The organism is Neisseria sp. HMSC068C12 (assembly GCF_001814095.1).
GTDB lineage: Bacteria > Pseudomonadota > Gammaproteobacteria > Burkholderiales > Neisseriaceae > Neisseria > Neisseria perflava.
This window is the reverse complement of the sequence record NZ_KV814801.1, coordinates 259,950-277,861: the sequence shown is the minus strand read 5'-3', so window position 1 is coordinate 277,861 and position 17,912 is coordinate 259,950. Positions and strand designations below refer to the sequence as shown.

At 52.3% G+C, this 17,912-nt stretch carries 22 protein-coding genes, 1 tRNA gene and 1 pseudogene; 14 read left to right on the top strand and 10 right to left on the bottom strand.

All coding sequences use genetic code 11. From position 1 onward, the window contains the following. Positions 1–83: 83 nt before the first annotated feature. From HMPREF2952_RS03330 to HMPREF2952_RS03290, 9 genes are all read left to right on the top strand, one after another. Positions 84–159 (top strand) — tRNA-Phe (locus HMPREF2952_RS03330). 308 nt (positions 160–467) lie between these two features. Further along, positions 468–1,376, top strand: coding sequence for a hypothetical protein (locus tag HMPREF2952_RS03325; protein ID WP_004518954.1), 909 nt, complete (start codon positions 468–470; stop codon positions 1,374–1,376). 34 nt (positions 1,377–1,410) lie between these two features. After that, positions 1,411–1,656, top strand: coding sequence for a GNAT family N-acetyltransferase (locus tag HMPREF2952_RS03320; protein ID WP_049336668.1), 246 nt, complete (start codon positions 1,411–1,413; stop codon positions 1,654–1,656). A 19-nt stretch (positions 1,657–1,675) separates the two neighbouring features. Beyond that, positions 1,676–2,842, top strand: a complete 1,167-nt coding sequence (locus HMPREF2952_RS03315) for a beta-ketoacyl-ACP synthase III (protein WP_049336655.1) — start codon at positions 1,676–1,678, stop codon at positions 2,840–2,842. Further along, positions 2,843–3,238, top strand: coding sequence for a DarG family dialkylresorcinol biosynthesis protein (locus HMPREF2952_RS03310; protein ID WP_004518957.1), 396 nt, complete (start codon positions 2,843–2,845; stop codon positions 3,236–3,238). Positions 3,239–3,246: 8 nt separating this feature from the next. After that, positions 3,247–3,921, top strand: a complete 675-nt coding sequence (locus tag HMPREF2952_RS03305; protein ID WP_004518958.1) for a glutathione S-transferase family protein — start codon at positions 3,247–3,249, stop codon at positions 3,919–3,921. 162 nt (positions 3,922–4,083) lie between these two features. Further along, a complete protein-coding gene (gene tsaB / locus HMPREF2952_RS03300) occupies positions 4,084–4,758 on the top strand; it encodes a tRNA (adenosine(37)-N6)-threonylcarbamoyltransferase complex dimerization subunit type 1 TsaB (protein ID WP_039861921.1) in 675 nt (224 codons plus the stop codon). After that, positions 4,755–5,198: a ribosomal protein S18-alanine N-acetyltransferase gene (rimI, locus tag HMPREF2952_RS03295; protein WP_004518961.1), complete on the top strand. Its 444-nt coding sequence runs from the start codon at positions 4,755–4,757 to the stop codon at positions 5,196–5,198. The genes tsaB and rimI overlap by 4 nt, the downstream gene beginning before the upstream one ends. Further along, on the top strand, positions 5,192–5,959 hold the full coding sequence (locus HMPREF2952_RS03290) for a uracil-DNA glycosylase family protein (RefSeq protein ID WP_004518962.1): 768 nt from the start codon (positions 5,192–5,194) through the stop codon (positions 5,957–5,959). The genes rimI and HMPREF2952_RS03290 overlap by 7 nt, the downstream gene beginning before the upstream one ends. A gap of 71 nt (positions 5,960–6,030) precedes the next feature. On the opposite strand, the gene HMPREF2952_RS03285 is transcribed toward HMPREF2952_RS03290, so the two are convergent. From HMPREF2952_RS03285 to thiE, 4 genes are read right to left on the bottom strand one after another with little or no spacing between them, the layout of a single operon-like run. Continuing rightward, entirely contained in the window at positions 6,031–6,819 is a 789-nt protein-coding gene (locus HMPREF2952_RS03285; RefSeq protein WP_070695275.1) for a thiazole synthase, read from the bottom strand. A gap of 54 nt (positions 6,820–6,873) precedes the next feature. Beyond that, positions 6,874–7,167: a YciI family protein gene (locus tag HMPREF2952_RS03280; protein WP_039861865.1), complete on the bottom strand. Its 294-nt coding sequence runs from the start codon at positions 7,165–7,167 to the stop codon at positions 6,874–6,876. A 58-nt stretch (positions 7,168–7,225) separates the two neighbouring features. Beyond that, positions 7,226–7,420, bottom strand: coding sequence for a sulfur carrier protein ThiS (gene thiS / locus HMPREF2952_RS03275; RefSeq protein WP_004518965.1), 195 nt, complete (start codon positions 7,418–7,420; stop codon positions 7,226–7,228). Positions 7,421–7,461: 41 nt separating this feature from the next. After that, positions 7,462–8,079 (bottom strand): thiamine phosphate synthase, encoded by a 618-nt coding sequence (gene thiE / locus HMPREF2952_RS03270; RefSeq protein ID WP_004518966.1) that lies wholly within the window; start codon positions 8,077–8,079, stop codon positions 7,462–7,464. Positions 8,080–8,286: 207 nt separating this feature from the next. On the opposite strand from thiE, the gene HMPREF2952_RS03265 reads away from it, so the two are divergent. Further along, positions 8,287–8,670 carry a hypothetical protein gene (locus HMPREF2952_RS03265; RefSeq protein WP_004518967.1) on the top strand — a complete coding sequence of 128 codons (384 nt, stop codon included), beginning with the start codon at positions 8,287–8,289 and terminating at the stop codon, positions 8,668–8,670. Between the two features lie 20 nt (positions 8,671–8,690). On the opposite strand, the pseudogene HMPREF2952_RS03260 reads toward HMPREF2952_RS03265, so the two are convergent. Next, positions 8,691–9,220: pseudogene (locus HMPREF2952_RS03260) on the bottom strand (IS1595 family transposase); the annotation flags it as partial. A 218-nt stretch (positions 9,221–9,438) separates the two neighbouring features. On the opposite strand from HMPREF2952_RS03260, the gene HMPREF2952_RS03255 reads away from it, so the two are divergent. Further along, positions 9,439–9,705, top strand: a complete 267-nt coding sequence (locus tag HMPREF2952_RS03255; RefSeq protein WP_004518970.1) for a SemiSWEET family transporter — start codon at positions 9,439–9,441, stop codon at positions 9,703–9,705. A 149-nt stretch (positions 9,706–9,854) separates the two neighbouring features. Here the strand turns inward: HMPREF2952_RS03255 and mgtE are convergent, their stop codons facing one another. Further along, positions 9,855–11,327, bottom strand: a complete 1,473-nt coding sequence (mgtE, locus tag HMPREF2952_RS03250) for a magnesium transporter (protein WP_004518972.1) — start codon at positions 11,325–11,327, stop codon at positions 9,855–9,857. A 245-nt stretch (positions 11,328–11,572) separates the two neighbouring features. Next, the gene (locus HMPREF2952_RS03245; protein ID WP_004518973.1) at positions 11,573–12,466 is read right to left on the bottom strand and encodes a LysR family transcriptional regulator; all 894 of its coding nucleotides are present in this window, start codon (positions 12,464–12,466) and stop codon (positions 11,573–11,575) included. A 14-nt stretch (positions 12,467–12,480) separates the two neighbouring features. Here HMPREF2952_RS03245 and HMPREF2952_RS03240 point away from each other — a divergent pair, with 14 nt between their 5' ends. Next, a complete protein-coding gene (locus HMPREF2952_RS03240; RefSeq protein ID WP_004518974.1) occupies positions 12,481–12,954 on the top strand; it encodes a CidA/LrgA family protein in 474 nt (157 codons plus the stop codon). Between the two features lie 15 nt (positions 12,955–12,969). Further along, on the top strand, positions 12,970–13,665 hold the full coding sequence (locus HMPREF2952_RS03235) for an LrgB family protein (protein WP_039861867.1): 696 nt from the start codon (positions 12,970–12,972) through the stop codon (positions 13,663–13,665). Positions 13,666–13,745: 80 nt separating this feature from the next. On the opposite strand, the gene HMPREF2952_RS03230 is transcribed toward HMPREF2952_RS03235, so the two are convergent. From HMPREF2952_RS03230 to HMPREF2952_RS03225, 3 genes are all read right to left on the bottom strand, one after another. After that, positions 13,746–14,123 (bottom strand): hypothetical protein, encoded by a 378-nt coding sequence (locus tag HMPREF2952_RS03230; protein ID WP_004518977.1) that lies wholly within the window; start codon positions 14,121–14,123, stop codon positions 13,746–13,748. A gap of 308 nt (positions 14,124–14,431) precedes the next feature. Next, positions 14,432–14,524: a methionine/alanine import family NSS transporter small subunit gene (locus tag HMPREF2952_RS10885; protein ID WP_036472778.1), complete on the bottom strand. Its 93-nt coding sequence runs from the start codon at positions 14,522–14,524 to the stop codon at positions 14,432–14,434. Beyond that, positions 14,524–16,059, bottom strand: coding sequence for a sodium-dependent transporter (locus HMPREF2952_RS03225; protein ID WP_083296577.1), 1,536 nt, complete (start codon positions 16,057–16,059; stop codon positions 14,524–14,526). The genes HMPREF2952_RS10885 and HMPREF2952_RS03225 overlap by 1 nt, the downstream gene beginning before the upstream one ends. Before the next feature lie 776 nt (positions 16,060–16,835). Here HMPREF2952_RS03225 and gap point away from each other — a divergent pair. Next, positions 16,836–17,864, top strand: coding sequence for a type I glyceraldehyde-3-phosphate dehydrogenase (gene gap, locus HMPREF2952_RS03215; protein ID WP_070695274.1), 1,029 nt, complete (start codon positions 16,836–16,838; stop codon positions 17,862–17,864). Positions 17,865–17,912: the final 48 nt, after the last annotated feature.

The window sequence follows — 17,912 nt, the reverse complement described above, 5'->3', positions numbered from 1 at the left end:
CCGCCTCAAAAATAAAGCCTACAACCGCTTGCACAAGGCAACGAAATTTGGTTTAATTCACATCTCGCAACGAAACACGCGAAGGCCAGATAGCTCAGTTGGTAGAGCAACGGATTGAAAATCCGTGTGTCGGCGGTTCGATTCCGCCTCTGGCCACCACCAACCGCCTTGAAGCGGTTATTTTTTTATCTATACGATTTGCACGCCATACTTAGCGCAAATCCCATTCCAGACCATGCGTCCCGATTTCCACACAAGGCCGTCTGAAAATTTTCAGACGGCCGTTGTTCATGTTGGCATGGCATAAAAATCCGCTTTACCGCCCCATTCCGACAGAATACGGCGCTTCCATCCAAATCGGCTGAAACCTTCGCGAACATACTGAATATGAATAAAGTTCAAGGCCGGTCGGTTTACTATATAATACCGTCCAAACCAACCATAACTTACTCATTGCAGGGAAGATAATGAAAAAAGTGCTGATTGTGCATTACTCGCAAACGGGGCAGCTCTCCAGCCTGGCGCGAAATTTTGCCACGCCGTTGCAAACAGCCGGCATACAGGTCGATTGCGTCAATATCGTACCGGAGCAGGCGTTTCCGTTTCCGTGGCCGTTTTGGCGTTTTTTCGATACCTTTCCTGAAACCGTCCATTTAAAACCCGCCCCGATTCTGCCGCCGCACATTCCGTCCGAAAATTACGATGTGGTGGCCATTGCCTACACCGTTTGGTTCCTCTCCCCTTCGCAACCGATGACCGCCTTTTTGCAACGCGAAGAAACGCACCGCCTGCTGGACGGCAAACCGGTCATCACGCTTATCGGCTGCCGCAATATGTGGCTGGGCGCGCAAGAGAAAATGAAATCTTTGCTGAAACAAAACGGCGCCAAACTCATCGGCAACATCGTAAAAATCGATGCCTGCAACAGCGCGGCCAGTTTCATTACCACGCCCGCCTGGATGCTGACCGGCGACAAACGCTATTTCCGCTCCCTGCCCTCCGCCGGCATTGCTGAAGAAGAATTGGCGGATGCGGCGCGGTTTGGTGCGAAATTGCGCGATGCACTGTTAAACCAACAGCCTTTGGACGAAACCCTGTTTCAAAACATGGGCGCGGTGACAGTGAATGAAAAACTGATTTTCAGCGAACGCGCCGCCGGCCGCAGCTTCTTCGTCTGGGGCAAGCTTTTGATGGCGGCAGGCCGTATTTCTCCACTTTTGCGCCGTGCGCTGCTGTGCTTCTACATCGTCTTTTTATTGGCAATGATTTTGGTAGTTTTACCCGTCAGCGTAATTTTGAAAAAACTGCTGCATCCACTGCTCAAAGGCCGTCTGAAAAAGCTGGCGGACTATTATGCGCAACCGTCAGGCAGATAATACTTTTCAGACGGCCTCAAACCAGGAATCCATCATGCCCGAAGTTATCCACTACCCCGAACGCCGTCGCTTTCAAATCGACATTGACGGTTTGGAAGCAGGCTATATCAGCTATACCGAACACAACGGCGGCTGGGACGTAAACCATACCGAGGTTTCGCCCAACTTCCGTCATCGCGGCATTGCCAAACTGCTGGTGGACGCGCTGATGGAATACGCCGAAACACAACACATCCCGTTGACTGCAAGCTGCGACTACGCGGCGCGGTTTATCGGTTGATTATTTTGACAAACACATCATGACATCGAATAACACACTCAAAGACGTTTATCTCAACCGCGTTTCTGCCTTTTTGCCCAACGCCCCTGTCGGCAATGACGAAATGGAAGCCGTCCTCGGCATGGCAGGCGATGTGCCTTCACGCGTGCGCCGTATGATTTTGCGCTCCAACGGCATTTTGTCGCGCCATTACGCCATCGACCCCGAAAGCCGCCGCACGACGCACACCAATGCCGAATTGGCCGCCGAAGCGGTCAACGGCCTGTTTGCCCAAGGCGTTGCGGCAGAAGCCATCGGCAGCCTGGCCTGCGCCACTTCCTATCCCGACCAAACCATGCCCGGACACGGCGTAATGGTGCATGGTTTGCTGGATATGCCGCCTTGCGAAGTGTTCAGCATGGCAGGCGTATGCGCGGCAGGTATGGCGGCGATGAAACACGCCTACAACGCCGTACGCACCGGCGAACACGCACATGCGGTTTCCGTTGCTTCCGAAAACGCTTCGGCGGTCATGCGCGGCGAAGTGTTCCAAAGTGAAACCGACCATAAAAAACTGGAAAACGCGTCCCCCGAAATCGGGTTTGAAAAAGACTTTTTGCGCTGGATGCTGTCTGACGGCGCAGGCGCGGTGTATCTGTCCGACCGCCCCAATTCAGACGGCCTCAGCCTGAAAATCCGCTGGATAGACCTGCTTTCCTACGCCAACGAAATGCCACCTTGTATGTATGCCGGCGCAGAATTCCGCGACGGCGTATTTGAAGGCTGGAAACACGCCGATGCCGATTACGGCCGCCGCCACAGCCTGATGGCGGTCAAACAGGACGTCAAACTGTTGAACGAAAACATCGTCCGCTATACGGTGGAAAAACCCCTCTCCCAAATCGCCGCCAAACACGGCATCCGCGCCGAAGAAATCGATTGGTTCCTGCCCCACTACTCTTCCGGCTTTTTCCGCGACCGCCTTTCAGACGGCCTGAAAAATATCGGCTTCGACATTCCGCAGGGAAAATGGTTTACCAATCTGCATAGCAAGGGCAACACGGGTTCGGCCTCGATTTACATCATCCTTGAAGAATTTATGCGCACTTTCCCCATCGAACACGGCCAAAAAATCCTGTGTTACGTTCCGGAAAGCGGACGCTTTTCAACATGTTTCATGCTTTTGGAAGCAGTAAAGGCCGTCTGAATGAAGATTGACGACATCCCTCAAGACAACAGCGCCAGCTACCACGGCCACCGCAAAGTCATCTACGGCACCCGCGACGGCCACTACGAAGCGGCCACCAGCAACGGTTGGCAGGATGAAGCCTACGCCACCGAAATGGCAGTGTGTGAACTCGATGCCCAAACACAGGCCGCGCGCGAAGCCGTCGAAAAAGGCGAGTATTCTCCGCTGTACTACCATATGTTCCGCTGCCGTTATGATGAAACCGGCTTGGCCATGGCGGCAGGTGTATGGAAATGGCAGCTTCGTCGGCATTTCCGCCCCGAAGTATTCGCCAAACTACCGGCCAAAACCCTGCAAAAATACGCCGATGCCTGCCAAATCAGCATAGACAACCTCAAACAAACCGATATTTAAAGTCCCTCATGATTACCCTACATTCTCTCGAGCAATCCCGCGCCCTGCGCATTGTTTGGCTGCTTGAAATCCTCGGTACGCCCTACCGCCTGCAAACCTACTGCCGTCATCCTGACACTTTGCTCGCCCCTGACGAACTCAAAGCCATCCATCCCTTGGGCAAATCGCCTTTATTGGATGATGACGGCTTTATCTTGGCGGAAAGCGGCGCGATTACTGACTACCTGATTCAAACCTACGGCAACGGTCGTCTGATGCCCGAACGCGGCAGCCGCGAATACTGGCAATATCAACGCTGGCTGCATTATGCCGAAGGTTCGCTGATGCCGTTATTGCTGCTCGGACTGGTGTTCCGCCGGATTGAAAGCGCGCCCATGCCGTTTTTCGTCAAACCGATTGCCCGCAAAATCAGCAGTAGCGTCAAAAGCAGCTTTATCCATCCGCAAGCCGCCCTGCATCTTGCCCACATCAACAGCGAGTTGGAAAACCGCGAATGGTTGGTCGGCAACAGCCTTAGCGGTGCCGACATCATGATGAGCTATCCGCTGCAAGCCGCGGCCGACCGCTTCGATTTTGCCGACTACCCCAATATCCGTGCCTATTTGCAGCGCATCGAAGCGCATGAAGCCTACCGCCGCGCCGTTGAAAAAGCAGGTTCGCCTTTATTGAAACTCGACAAATAAAACAAGGCCGTCTGAAACGTTTTCAAACGGCCTGAAACCTTGGTTCACTTATCGAATAGCTTTGCGGCAAACGGCGTTTTTACCCAAGCGCCGCCCGAATGCTTTGTTCCCCCTCGCCGTTCCACTATAATGGCAATCCATATCCTTCTAAAAAATAACATCATGCCAACCGACAACCGCCCGACTCTTGCTATCGACACCAGCACATCCTTTTTGTCCATCGCATTGGAACATCAAGGCGAAATCCGCCTGTTTCATGAAAACGTCGGCACCAAGCAATCCGAACAAATCCTGCCGCAAATCGAGCGCCTCTTTAAAGAAGCAGGCATCACGGCCGCCGATTTGGGCTGCATCGTTTATGCACAGGGCCCCGGCGCATTTACCGGCCTGCGTATCGGCGCGGCGGTTGCACAAGGTTTGGCCACGCCGTTTGACACGCCCATGATCGGCATTCCCTGCCTCGATGCCGCCGCTTCGCTGTTGCCACCATCAAGCTGTGTACTGGCAGCCACAGATGCGCGTATGGGCGAAGTGTTCTACGCATGGTTTGATACGCAAAACCACGTCCGCTTGAGCGATTACACGGTTGGCAAAGCCTCCGCCATTGCCGCGCCCGAAGGCCAAACGCCTAGCGGCGGCATCGGTAATGCCTTTGCCCTCGCCGACAAACCGCCTTTTGACGGTCAAGCCGATATGCCGACCGCCGCCGACTATCTTAAACTTGCCCGTAGCGGCCGCTATATTGCTACTGACGCGGCACACGCCGAGTTGCTCTACGTCCGCAACAAAATTGCCCTGACCGCGCAAGAGCAAGCCCAACAAAAGGCCAAACCGTGAACCTGCGCCCAGCCGTACTTGCCGACTGCCCCACCCTTGCCGCCATCGACGCACAAGGCAATCCCTCGTCGTGGACGGCGCAACAGTTTGAGTCGGCGGTTCAACACCATCCCGACAGCGTTTGGCTCAGCCAGACCAACCACCAAATTACCGGCTTTATCGTGTGGCAAACCGTGTTTGACGAATCCGAGCTGCACCTGATTGCCGTTGCGCCAGAATACCGCCGACAAGGCATTGCATCCGCCCTGCTACAACACTGGCAAAACGCAGTGCAACAGCAAGACGCAACCCGATTGCTGCTCGAAGTCCGCGCAAGCAATGAAACCGCGCAACAGCTCTACCGCAAACACGGCTTCCAAACCTGCGGTCGCCGCAAAAACTACTACGCCCTGCCCGACGGTGGCAGCGAAGATGCCGTATTGATGGAGAAATCATGTTAAGCAGCCGCTATCTGCACCTGCACGAAGCCTTGGGCTTGGGCCCGATGTGGCTGAACCGAAACGCCAAAATCATCCATGCCGCGCCTCAAACCGCAACATCAGCCGCACCCGTCCGCCCCAAAACCATTGCTGCCGATACCGCGCAAACCGTGCGCACTTTATCCGCAGGTGCCCATCAGGCACGCACTGCCGCCATCGCTACTGCGCAAGCGGCCAAACCGGCTGTCCGCGCTCCCGAAGCAGCACCCAAAGCCATTGCCGAAACACCGACAAAAACAGAAAAAGCCGCGCATTCAGACAATCTGCCCCGCCTTGACGTAACCATCAGGCCGTCTGAAATCATGGTGGTCAGCATTTGCCCGTCCACCGAAGACAGCCTGCACGGTACACTGTTTAGCGGCGATGTCGGCACGCTTCTCGACAACATCCTCGCCGCCATCGGCCTCAAGCCCGAGCAGGCGCACAAAACCGCATGGGTCAAAACCGCGCCCGTATTCACTGCCCTGCCCGATGCCGAACACATCCGCTCCGAGCTTGCCGAAATGCAAAACGAGCTGACCGCTTCGCAAGCGCGCGCAGTATTGTTCCTCGGCAAAATCTTCGACAGCCCCGACATGATCGGGCTGATGAACGAATTGTGCGCAGAGCGGCCGCATTTCGTCATTCCCCACCCCGCCCGCCTGCTGATGCAGCCGCAACTCAAAGCGCAGGCATGGCAAATCTTAAAGCCATTGAAACAGCTTTTGGCCAAGGCCGTCTGAACATTCTGTTCAACCTGAAATCAGGTTTTTCACCAACAAAAAAGGGCGTGTTCGACACGCCCTAATGTTTTTCAATATTCCGCCGAATGCCAGAAAGGCTGACCCACCGTCGGCGTACTGGCGCGCGCTTTCTCACGCGCCTCCACAGGTTCCGCCTCATAAGCCAGACGGCCCGACTCGACCGCAAGCGCAAAAGCGCGTGCCATATTGACCGGATCGCCACTTCGGGAAACGGCGGTATTCAATAACACGCCGTCAAAACCCCATTCCATCACTTGCGCCGCCTGCGAAGGCAAACCCAACCCCGCATCGATAATCAACGGCGTGTTGGGCAGACGTTCGCGCAGGACTTTCAGCGCATAAGCATGAACCGTGCCCAGTCCCGTGCCAATCGGCGCCGCCCACGGCATCAACGCCTGACAGCCTGCGTCGAGCAGTCGGCGGCAGGCAATCAGGTCTTCGGTGCAATAAGGCAGTACTTTGAAGCCGTCTTTAATCAGGATTTCCGTCGCCTCGACCAGTTGGAACACGTCGGGCTGCAACGTGTCATCATCGCCGATAAGTTCGAGCTTAATCCAATCGGTATCAAACACTTCGCGCGCCATTTGCGCAGTGGTCACAGCTTCCTGTACGCTTTGACAGCCTGCGGTATTGGGCAACACAGGCACACCCATTTCTTCCAACAACGACCAAAAACCCTGCCCGTGCGCTTCGCCGCCGCTGCCGGCGCGGCGCAATGAAACGGTAATCATCGCCGGTTGCGCGATTTGAACAGACTGCTTGAGGATTTCCGGCGTCGGATAAGCAGCCGTACCGAGTAGCAGCCGTGAAGGGAAAGTTTCTCCATATAGGGTAAACATGATGGATTCCTTTGTAATATTATTTTTGGGGCGATAGCCTTCTGAAAAATCGGTTCAGATAGTTTCCAAATAGTTTTCAAGTCCTTCCGCGACCTTAGTCGGAATAAACTCGGTAATTGTGTATTTCGCTACGCCTTCTCGGTGAAATGGGTCTTCTGCAATTAACTTTTCCACCTGTTCCCTGCCTGATGCTTTCATCAGGATAATGCCGCCTGTCCGCGGCTGTTTGCGTCCAGACATCACAAATACACCTGCTTGATAATACCGTTCAAGATACGCAATATGCTCGGACAGGTAGGTTTCAACCGCAGCCAAGTCTTTAATATATTCCAACGATACGATAAACATTTCTTTTCCTTTTCTCAGCATTAAACCAATAGCGCAGCTATACACGCAGTAAAACCGCTTATCCGCCGACTACGGGGCGCACAATGTCCACTTTGTCGTTTTCGTTTAAAACCGTTTCCGCATACGCGCCTTTGGCGACAAACTGGGTATTGACGGCAACGGCAAACGGTTTCTGCGGCGCGGTTTGGGCGATAAGGTCGGCAACGGTTGTGCCGTTTAATGTGATGGCTTCATTGTTTAATATAATCTTCATAATGCTGCTCCTCTTGTCAGACTTCTTATTTTCAGACGGCCTTATTCATCCCACAAAGCCTGAAACGCTTTAACCACGGCTTCGGGATTTTCCGCTTCGGTAACGGCGCGGACGACGGCGAGGGAGGAAACGCCGGTGGCAAGTACATCTTCAGCGTTGTTCAAATCGATGCCGCCGATGGCGACGACGGGTATGCCGCGAGCCTGTTTCACATATTCGCGCAGTTTCTCCAAGCCTTGCGGGGCGGTGGGCATTTGTTTGGTCGTGGTCGGAAAAATCGCGCCGCTGGCGACGTAGCTAGGTTGTACGGACAAGGCGCGATCGAGTTCGGCAACAGAGTGCGTACTCAAGCCCAAGCGCAAACCGGCAGCTTCAATCGCGGCTAGGTCGGCAGTGTCCATGTCTTCCTGCCCGAGATGCACGCCGTATGCACCTGCGGCAATCGCTTCGCGCCAGTGGTCGTTGATGAAAAGCTGGGTTGCACTGTTTTGACAGGCTACGACGCAACGTTCGATTTCGCGTTTCAACTCGTCGCCATGCAGGATTTTACAGCGCAGTTGCACCGTGTCGGCACCTGCTTTGACCATGCGCTCGACCCAGTCAGCAGTGGGAACAACGGCGTAAAATTTCAGGGGAGATTTGAGTGGCGGGAAGGTCATAACGGCTCCGAAAGGAATAATTCGTTGTTATATTATCAGAAAAGGCCGTCTGAATAATATTTGTTTTCAGACGGCCTGATTGAAAAAATGAATATTGCCCTATTCGGCTTTGGCTTTATAAAAATATGAACATACTGATGGGTTATCAAAATGAGTGCCATATTGGCGCCCCACATTCGGAGACCCAACCCATGAAAAAAATTTCTCTTGTTAGCCGCCCTTCCCTTACTGTTTACCACTTATTCAAATGCCGCCACGCCTAAAGCGGAAGCTTCAAAACCAGCTTCGGCACACAAACAAACCAAGCAGCGTTTTTCCGGCAAAATCACCGGCTATCAAACCGCCGAGCATTTGTTCTCCGTACGCAAGGGCGACCGCCTGCGCATCAGTAAAACCGGCAGCCCTAACGCCTATTTCAACGTATGGGCACCCAAAGACGATGAAGCCGTATTTAACGGTTCGGCACAAGGCGATAAATTTGACGGTATCGCTACCCAATCGGGCAAATATAAAGTGCAGGTCTATATGATGCGCGCCCAAGCCCGCCGTAACACTACTGCCCATTACGCCGTAAACGTCATCAAAAACTAAGGGGCTGACGTAGATTAGCCCTAAATTCCACACCAATCTCGCAGGATTTTAAGCTGTTGAGACGGTGTGCCGAAGTTAAATCGAAATTCGCATTCTTTCAAGAACAACGGGAAAGATTTGCGATCGATTCCGTTGTATTTTCGCAAGACACGTTTTGCCTGATTCCAAAAATTCTCAATGCCGTTAATGTGGTTCTGACGGTCGACAAATTCCTTGGAATGGTTGATGCGGTAATGGATAAAACCGCTCACGTCCAACTTATCATAGCTGCTCAGGCTATCCGTGTAAACAATGCTGTCCGGCATGATTTTCTTTTTGATGACAGGGAATAACGTTTCAGACTTGGCATTATCCACCACAACGGTATAGACCCGTCCGTTGCGTTTCAGAATGCCGAAGACAACCACTTTTCCTGCCGCACCTCGACCACGTCTGCCTTTACGCTGTCCGCCGAAATAGCTTTCGTCCAGCTCGACAGAGCCCTCGAAAACCTCATCGGCAGCCAAGGCCAAATGATGGATGATGACATACATATTTTGCGGTAGAATAGAGTTATTTATCCTGCGACTAGGTAGAAGGCGCGGAAAGTCCGGCAGAACTGGTCAGCCTGATTGAAAGCGGCGACTACGAAGCCCTGCTTGCCGAAGATTCGGACGAACATGGCCAAGGCCACGAACATCATTGCGGCTGCGGCTGTTCCCTCGGCTGAGTCAGCCTGCCCATATTATCTACCGCCTCGATTTTCATATTAAAAGGAGACTTACCAGCATGATAAGCAAAGCAAAATTCAATACCGTTGTCGGCAGCATAGGAGCGGCAATAGGTATTTTCGTATTTGTCGCCTATATCCCCCAAATTATCGCCAATATGCAAGGGGCAAAGGCGCAGCCGTGGCAACCCCTGTTTGCAGCAGTATCCTGTCTGATTTGGGTTTTGTACGGTTGGAGCAAAGAACCCCGGAAAGACTGGATTCTGATTATACCCAACGCAGTCGGCGTGATATTGGGATTTCTGACTTTTCTGACTTCGCTTTAAACAAGGGGCTAATCTACGTCAGCCCCAAAACTAAACGCCCTCATGATGTAAAGCTTTAAAAAACAGCAAAGGCCGTCTGAAAATTGAAATTTCAGACGGCCTTTTAAACGGTTTGAAAAGGACGTATCGAACACGTCTTTTTTTTCCTATTACAACAGGAACATGGTTGCTAATCCCAAGAAAATCAGGAAGCCGCCGGAGTCGGTAACCGCGGTAATCAGCACCGAGCTGCCCAATGCCGGGTCGCGTCCGGCTTTGTCCATCATGACGGGAATGAGGACGCCGACGGTCGCGGCCAGCAAAAGGTTCAAGGTCATCGCGGCCACCATGACCAAACCGATGCCGATGTTGCCGTAGAGCAGCCATGAAATCACGCCCATTACCGTGCCCCAAATAATGCCGTTGACGAGGGCGACGCCGACTTCTTTTTTCAGCAGGCGGCCTGCCTGCGTACTGGTCATTTGTCCCATTGCCATGGCGCGGACGATCATGGTGATGGTTTGGTTGCCGGAGTTGCCGCCGATGCCGGCGACGATGGGCATCAGCGCAGCCAGTGCGACGATTTTCTCGATACTGCCTTCAAATGCGCCAATTACGCGGCTGGCGATAAAGGCGGTACACAGGTTGATGGCAAGCCACATCCAGCGGTTTTTCACCGAGTCCCAAATCGGGGCGAACAAGTCCTCTTCTTCTTGCAAACCGGCCATGTTAAACATGTCGGCTTCGGATTCTTCACGGATCACGTCCACCATTTCGTCAATGGTGATCCTGCCGATCAGCTTTTTGTTTTCATCGACAACCGGCGCGGTGACCAAGTCATAACGTTCAAACGCCTGTGCCGCTTCTTCCACGTCGTCTTCGGGACGGAAGCGCACGACATCGGTGGCCATCACGTCCGCCACCATGTCTTCGGGGTCGGCGACCAAGAGTTTGCGGATGGGCAGCACGCCTTGCAACACGTCGTTTTCATCAACCACGAAAATCTTGTCGGTATGGTCGGGCAGGCTGTCGAAACGGCGCAAGTAGCGCAACACGACTTCACACGCCACATCGGCGCGGATGCTGACCAATTCAAAGTCCATAATCGCGCCGACTTGGTTATCTTCGTAAGACATCGCCGCTTTGACCTGCTCGCGTTCTTCTTCATCACGCGTTTGCAGCGCTTCGTACACCACTTGGTGCGGCAGGTCGTCTGCCAGTTCTGCCAATTCGTCTGCGTCCAAATCATCGACGGCGGCCAACAGCTCGTCTTTGTCCATGGACTCGATCAGCGTTTCGCGTACGGCGTCGGATACTTCCAGCAAGACTTCGCCGTCGTCTTCAGGGGCGACCAAAAGCCAGACGATGTTACGCTCGCGCGGCGGCAGGGATTCCAAGACGGCGGCCACGTCGGCAGGGTGCAACTCGGCCAAGAGGACGGTCAGCTCGGTGAACTTGTCACGCAGGCTTTCGTCTTCAATCGGCACGCCTGCTTCGATTTGTTCAAAGGACGGCTCGAGGATTTCGCATAAGGCGTGGATGCGGTCGATATCGTCAGAGATGCGATCGTCAGAAATGCGGTCTTCCACCGCTTCATTGTCGGGGGTATGGTCGAGATTCGGAGGGGTTTGTTCGATGCTCATAAATGCTCCGCCCGCCGGACGCGGGGAGGCATTTCGGCGGGATGATTATGGTTGTTGTGTGTCTGATGGGAAGTTCAAAGGCGAACTGGGAAGGTCCATAATTCGAGCCTGCTGAGAGGCGCAGAGTTGTAAACGGTGCATATTCTACTCTTTTTTAGGCCGTTTTACCATTTTTAACGGGAAAGGCCGTCTGAAAGCGGGTGATAACGACACCCTTTTTTTTCAGACGGCCTGATGATTTGATTTTATTTGTTTCGCCTGCCGAACGCTTCCCTGACCACGTCCAACCAAGCCCTTAAGGCCGGCGTCGGGCGTTGGTGTTTCTTCCATGCCATGGTGAGCTGCCAGCGGATTTCGGGTTCGACCAAAGGAATGGCGGCAAAGACATCGGGATTGATTTTTCGGGCATAGTATTCGGGTAACAAGGCAATGCCCATATTGTGCGCCACCATGTCGGCGACCAAATTCCATTGTCCGGTACGGCAGACAACGTTGGGCGTAAAACCTTGATTGCGGCAGGCCGTCTGAATGGTTTCGTTGAGGGAAAAGCCTGCACCAAAAAGGATGAAGGGCTCGTGTTGCAGGCTTTTGAGCGTCAGCGCATCGTGTCTCGCCCGATTTTTCGGCATCAAGACCACCAGCGGATAGTCGCACAACGTGATGCTGTCGAAGTCTTCGTGAACCGGCGCGAGCAGCTGCCCGGCATCGAGTTCGTTGTTGCGCAGGGATTGCTCGATGGCGAGCGAACCTTGTTCCAAAAACGACAATTCTATGTCCGGCCATTTTTGGTGGAAATCAAACAGCGCATGACTGAGCAAATCGCTGCCGAACAAGGCCAAACCCAAACGCAGCGTCCCGCTTTTGACATGGCGGTAATCGTCAACGCGGGCCAGCAGCAAATCGCGTTCGTGTAAAAGGTTTAACGCATGGCGATAGACTTCTTCGCCGATTGCGGTCGGCTGCACCTGCCGCTTTTTGCGTCCGTTTTCTCTGCACAAAAGCGGCACGCCCAATTCTTCTTCCAAAGACTGGATGATTTTGCTGACCGTCGGCTGCGTCAAATTCAACGCGGAAGCCGTGGCCGAAAAACTTTGCAGGCGGATGAGTTCGGCAAAACAATGCAGGCTTTTGAAATCCATTATTCCTCTAAGGCATGATTATTCGTTTAATAATTCATATTATGCAGAAATTAGGTTTCTATAATCAAGCCTTTCATTCAACACACACCCATATCATGGATTCCCTCACCAGATTTTTTCAGACGGCCTTGCAGCTTGCCATCATCGGCGCAGTATGGGGCGTCTCCGACCTTATCGTCCGCTTCACGCATCTGCCTGTTTCTTCAGGCGTATTGGGCTTGTTCCTCATGCTCGCCCTTTTAGGGCTCGGCATCATCCGCCCGGGCATGGTTGATCGCGGCGCAAAATGGGCATTGGGCGAACTCGTCTTTTTCTTCATCCCCATCATGGTTTCCGTCTTGCAATATCAAGACCTGCTGATGTCCGAAGGTTGGCAGCTGATTTTGACCATCGCCGTCGGCACCGCGCTCGTGATGATCAGCACCGCCCTGACTCTCGATTTCTGCTACCGCTGGAAACGCCGCCTCTACAAAAAACTCCACTCCTAAAAATAGAGAATAAAAATGGACTACACTGCCCTCGCCTGCTTCATCTGGACTTGCTTTGCCTATGTCGTTGCCAAAAAAATCCACCGCAAAAAACCCTTAATGATTTTCTCCCCCGTCGTTACCGTCTCCGTCAGCACCATCCTCCTGCTGCTGGCATTCGGCGTCAATTACGACACCTACCACAAATATACCCAAGGCATCGTCTTCCTGCTCACTCCGGTTACCGTTGCCTTTGCCGTCCCCATTTATGAAAACCGCGAAGTCATCCGCCGCCAGCTGCCCATCCTCTCCATCGCCATTATGGTGGGCATGTTTGTCGGCGTAGTCAGCGCATTCCTCATGAGCCATATGTTCCACTTCAACAACGAAGTAACCAACAGCCTAATGGCGCGCTCCATCTCCACGCCGTTTGCCGTCGTCCTCGCCAGCGAAATCCACGGTTCAGCCTCGCTCGTTTCCCTGTTCACCATCATCACTGGCTTTGTCGGCATGATATTCGGCGACCTGTTTTTAGCCTTCACCCGTATCCGCTTCCGTACCGCCAACGGCGTGGCATTCGGCAATGCCGCCCACGGCTTCGGCACATCGCGCGCCGGACAACGCCATGAAACTGAAGGCGTAATGGCCAGCCTGACCATGATTTTGGCCGGACTGTTTATGGTATTGTTTGGCCCAACCATGGTGCATTTGGTAATTTGGATGATGAGTTAGGCTTCGTCCCGATGACCATACACAAAAAGGCCGTCTGAAACACATATCGGTTTCAGACGGCCTTTTATATTATGGAACGATTACAGTTTGAAAATAGAAGCCTCTGCTAAATCATGAATGGTATCCAACGCAGATGAACCTGTACCATTGTTTGAATAGGTCGCATTGTCTGAGGAAAGACCAGCAGAAGAATCAAGAGGATCAGCCTCACCAAACTCACGGCTCAAAAGCTCATCTCCATCGAAAGCTTTGGATTCCAATATCGGCTTCGCGGCCGGCTGTGCAGGCTCAAAACCTTCCCACTCACGCGGATCAAGGCGGATGATATGATCATCGTCATAGCCATCATTAGGCCCTTTGCCTTCTCCTGAAAAAGTACCGTCCCACTCGCGCGGATCGAGGCGGATAACAAAATCTTCAGAATCACTTTCTTTACTTGGTTGATGTACTTTAGCCATGAAATTCTCCTTAACAAATAAACGGATACTGTACCTAATGCCTCATAAAAGGCATTGCGGACTCTATTCTAGAACAAAGAAAACAGCGGGCAAAGATTGAAGGGAACAACGGTTTATTAACACGATAATCGTATTTAAATCTTTTTAAAACAAATAGATATAATTTATACATCATACCCGGTCATCCATTATTAAAAATCTCGCACATGCCGTCCACCAAGATGATTCCCCCTCTTCCGTCCCTTGCTATGTAACAAAAAGGCCGTCTGAAAAATGACTTTCAGACGGCCTTTTCATTTGCTCAAACCTTATTCTTTAGGCAGGCGCAGGACGGAGACGATGAATCCGCCCCAAATGACGATCAATGCGACAAGCATCATAATAATGGCTGAAGTACTCATTATTCGTCTCCTTCACGTTCGTGTTCATGTTCGTCTTTGACGTTGAAGCCCTGACCGTGTTCCCACGGCAAGAATGACAGCAAGACCGACAATACGAGGATGGCGCCCACCATGCCCCAACCAAAGATATTGAGGAAGCTGTCAGGATAGCCGCTGTAATTCTCTTTTAGGAGGCCGGCAGTATCCTGATAAAGCATATAGCCGAGCATGGCGACGGTAACCACCACGCTGGCTGTCCACACTTTGCCGACACGGATGGAAGACAGCGCGTTCAAGTGGTTACGCAGTTCCGGCAGCTTGTTCAACAAGACAATCGCCAAAACGTAAACAAAACCGGAAGCCACAATGCCATAAGTATTGATGAATTTGTCCAATACGTCCAACACAGGCAGGCCGGTGGTCGTACCGAACAGCAAGGTGGAAATAATCGCCATGGGAACGCCAGCAATCAACGTTGCGCTGACACGTCCGATGTTCATTTTGTCTTGAATTGCAGCCACAATTACTTCAACGATGGAAATCATAGAAGTTACACCGGCAAACACCAGCGAGCCGAAGAACAACACGCCGATCAACGCGCCCATCGGCGCTTGGTTGATGATGGTCGGGAACGCGATAAACGCCAAGCCGATACCGTTGGATGCCACTTCGCTGACTTCTTTGCCTGCGGCTTGAGCCATAAAGCCCAATGCGGCAAATACGCCGATACCGGCGAGCAACTCAAAGCTGCTGTTGGCAAAGCCGACAACCAAGCCGGTGCCGCCCAAGTCGGTTTTTTTCTTCAGGTAAGAAGAATAAGTAATCATGATGCCGAAGCAGATGGAGAGCGAGAAGAAGATCTGACCATATGCGGCTACCCAGACTTTCGGATCCGCCAAGCGGCTCCAGTCAGGCGTAAACAAAGCGTCCAAACCTTTTGCCGCACCCGGCAGAGTCAGCGCAATGCCCACCATGATGACAAACATTACCACCAACAAAGGCATGAAGAATGTGGACGCACCGGCCACACCTTTTTGCACGCCCAAAGCCATAATCGCCAGCGTAAACACCCACACGGCAATCAACGGACCGGCAACTTTGCCGACAAAATCCAAGCCCAAGTCTTTGGCATCGGCCATTTGCAGGAAGTCTTTGAAGAAGAAGGTCTGCGGATCCGTACCCCATGCCGAAGTCAAAGAATAATAGGCATAGCTTGCCGCCCAGCCGACAATCACGGCGTAGTAGATACAGATGATGACGTTGGTCAGAAAGTTCCACCAACCCACCGGCTCAAACCAACGGCCGAGGCGGCGGAAGGCCAAAGGAGGCGAACCGCGGTAACGGTGGCCGATGGCATAGTCGAGCAGCAACAGTGGAATACCCGCCGTCAACAGCGCAACCAAATAAGGGAGGACGAAAGCACCGCCGCCGTTGTCGAAGGCGATGTAAGGGAAACGCCAAATGTTGCCTAAGCCCACGGCCGAGCCGATGGCGGCAAACATAAAGGCACGGCGACTGCTAAACGTCGCGCGTTCGCTGGATTGAGAATTTGACACGATGAACCTCTTAAAAATCGAGTGTCGTCAAGGCCTCCCGGCCTTGCGCGTATATATTTAGAAATCAGGTCGGACAAACCGGCCGGTTAAAATAGATATTCGGACAAGGATAATATCCGGTATTTAAAGAATGCACCGCTTATGGCCATGCAAACATAATCTGACCTTATCGTAAAAAAATTTAACACTGTTGGCAAGTCAGTATTGCATTAAAATCGCAAGGAAAATCTTCATGCACTACGACTAAAATCTTCATACACTTCTTTATATACAAGCCAAACGCAACACCCAAGCCCCGTTTTTCCCTCCCCTTCCCACTGACAACCGCCCTCGCCGCAAACCGCCTTTCCCTTATCCCGTAAGGAAAAGCGGCAACCCAACGCATTCAAATCCCCCGTCATCAAAATGTTTCAGACGGCCTGTTTTCCTTCCGTCCAATCCGGGCCGTCTGAAAATTTCACTGTTGCATGTTGTAATCAAGAAACCGTCCCAAAATTCCGTTTAATATAAACAAAAACAATCCACCTTTTCCCGTTTCCTTCATTACCGTGATTTAAAACGGACACAAAACACCAAAAAATGGAATTAATAAAAATAAAATTTCAAAAAATATTAAATAACATTAAATTTAAACCTGCATTTCTACTCTAATTATCCACAATTAAAAATAATCAAACCAAAAAATTTCAATAAAACATTAATTACACAGCACTACATTTTTGCTATAATTGCCGCCATTCAATCCACAACCCAAACCCAAAAGAAGAGGAAAAGCCATGGGTATCAAAGTTGCCATCAACGGTTACGGCCGCATCGGCCGCCAAGTAGTGCGCGCTATTTTCGACTACAAACTGCAAGACCAACTCGACATCGTTGCCATCAATGCCAGCGGCAGCATCGAGACCAATGCTCACCTGACCAAATTCGACACTGTTCACGGCCGCTTTGACGCCGATGTTTCCCATGATGAAAAACACCTCATCATCGACGGTAAAAAAATCCCTTACTTCTCCACCCGCAACCCAGCCGAATTGCCATGGGGCGAATTGGGCGTTGACTTGGTAATGGAATGTACCGGCGCGTTCACCAGCAAAGAGAAAGCCAAAATCCACTTGGAAAGCGGCGCGAAAAAAGTGCTGATTTCCGCTCCCGGCGGCGATGACGTTGACGCAACCATCGTTTACGGCGTAAACGACGACGTGATTACCGACGACATGACCGTTATCTCCAACGCGTCTTGTACCACCAACTGCCTGGCACCTGTTGCCAAAGTATTGAACGAAAACATCGGTATCGTAAACGGCGTGATGACCACCATCCACGCGCTGACCAACGACCAAACCGTCACCGACGTACGCCACAAAGACCTGCGCCGTGCGCGTAGCGGCGTGGAAAACATGATTCCGACCAAAACCGGTGCTGCCAAAGCCGTCGGTTTGGTATTGCCGGACCTGAAAGGCAAACTCGACGGCCTCGCCATCCGCGTACCGACCGTCAACGTTTCCCTGGTTGACCTGAGCTTCCAAGCAGGTCGCGACACTTCCGCCGAAGAAATCAACGCGCTGATGAAAGCCGCTTCCGAAGAAGGCCGTCTGAAAGGCGTATTGGCCTACAATACCCTGCCGCTGGTTTCCATGGACTTCAACCACACTACCCAAGCCAGCACATTTGACTCTACGCTGACTAAAGTCACCGCAGGCAAAATGGTTAAAGTGTTCGCATGGTACGACAACGAGTGGGGCTTCAGCTGCCAAATGCTGAACACCGCTCGCCGTATGTTCGGTTTGGAAGTACGTCCGTTCTAATCGGCTTCCAACACAAAGGCCGTCTGAAACATCTTTTCAGACGGCCTT

Excerpts from the sequence above, each read along its gene's own strand:
- HMPREF2952_RS03325 (WP_004518954.1), top strand. The coding sequence starts at position 468 with ATGAAAAAAGTGCTGATTGTGCATTACTCGCAAACGGGGCAGCTCTCC.
- HMPREF2952_RS03320 (WP_049336668.1), top strand. The coding sequence starts at position 1,411 with ATGCCCGAAGTTATCCACTACCCCGAACGCCGTCGCTTTCAAATCGAC.
- HMPREF2952_RS03315 (WP_049336655.1), top strand. The coding sequence starts at position 1,676 with ATGACATCGAATAACACACTCAAAGACGTTTATCTCAACCGCGTTTCT.
- HMPREF2952_RS03310 (WP_004518957.1), top strand. The coding sequence starts at position 2,843 with ATGAAGATTGACGACATCCCTCAAGACAACAGCGCCAGCTACCACGGC.
- HMPREF2952_RS03305 (WP_004518958.1), top strand. The coding sequence starts at position 3,247 with ATGATTACCCTACATTCTCTCGAGCAATCCCGCGCCCTGCGCATTGTT.
- tsaB (WP_039861921.1), top strand. The coding sequence starts at position 4,084 with ATGCCAACCGACAACCGCCCGACTCTTGCTATCGACACCAGCACATCC.
- HMPREF2952_RS03290 (WP_004518962.1), top strand. The coding sequence starts at position 5,192 with ATGTTAAGCAGCCGCTATCTGCACCTGCACGAAGCCTTGGGCTTGGGC.
- HMPREF2952_RS03285 (WP_070695275.1), bottom strand. The coding sequence starts at position 6,819 with ATGTTTACCCTATATGGAGAAACTTTCCCTTCACGGCTGCTACTCGGT.
- HMPREF2952_RS03280 (WP_039861865.1), bottom strand. The coding sequence starts at position 7,167 with ATGTTTATCGTATCGTTGGAATATATTAAAGACTTGGCTGCGGTTGAA.
- thiS (WP_004518965.1), bottom strand. The coding sequence starts at position 7,420 with ATGAAGATTATATTAAACAATGAAGCCATCACATTAAACGGCACAACC.
- thiE (WP_004518966.1), bottom strand. The coding sequence starts at position 8,079 with ATGACCTTCCCGCCACTCAAATCTCCCCTGAAATTTTACGCCGTTGTT.
- HMPREF2952_RS03255 (WP_004518970.1), top strand. The coding sequence starts at position 9,439 with ATGATAAGCAAAGCAAAATTCAATACCGTTGTCGGCAGCATAGGAGCG.
- mgtE (WP_004518972.1), bottom strand. The coding sequence starts at position 11,327 with ATGAGCATCGAACAAACCCCTCCGAATCTCGACCATACCCCCGACAAT.
- HMPREF2952_RS03245 (WP_004518973.1), bottom strand. The coding sequence starts at position 12,466 with ATGGATTTCAAAAGCCTGCATTGTTTTGCCGAACTCATCCGCCTGCAA.
- HMPREF2952_RS03240 (WP_004518974.1), top strand. The coding sequence starts at position 12,481 with ATGATTATTCGTTTAATAATTCATATTATGCAGAAATTAGGTTTCTAT.
- HMPREF2952_RS03235 (WP_039861867.1), top strand. The coding sequence starts at position 12,970 with ATGGACTACACTGCCCTCGCCTGCTTCATCTGGACTTGCTTTGCCTAT.
- HMPREF2952_RS03230 (WP_004518977.1), bottom strand. The coding sequence starts at position 14,123 with ATGGCTAAAGTACATCAACCAAGTAAAGAAAGTGATTCTGAAGATTTT.
- HMPREF2952_RS10885 (WP_036472778.1), bottom strand. The coding sequence starts at position 14,524 with ATGAGTACTTCAGCCATTATTATGATGCTTGTCGCATTGATCGTCATT.
- gap (WP_070695274.1), top strand. The coding sequence starts at position 16,836 with ATGGGTATCAAAGTTGCCATCAACGGTTACGGCCGCATCGGCCGCCAA.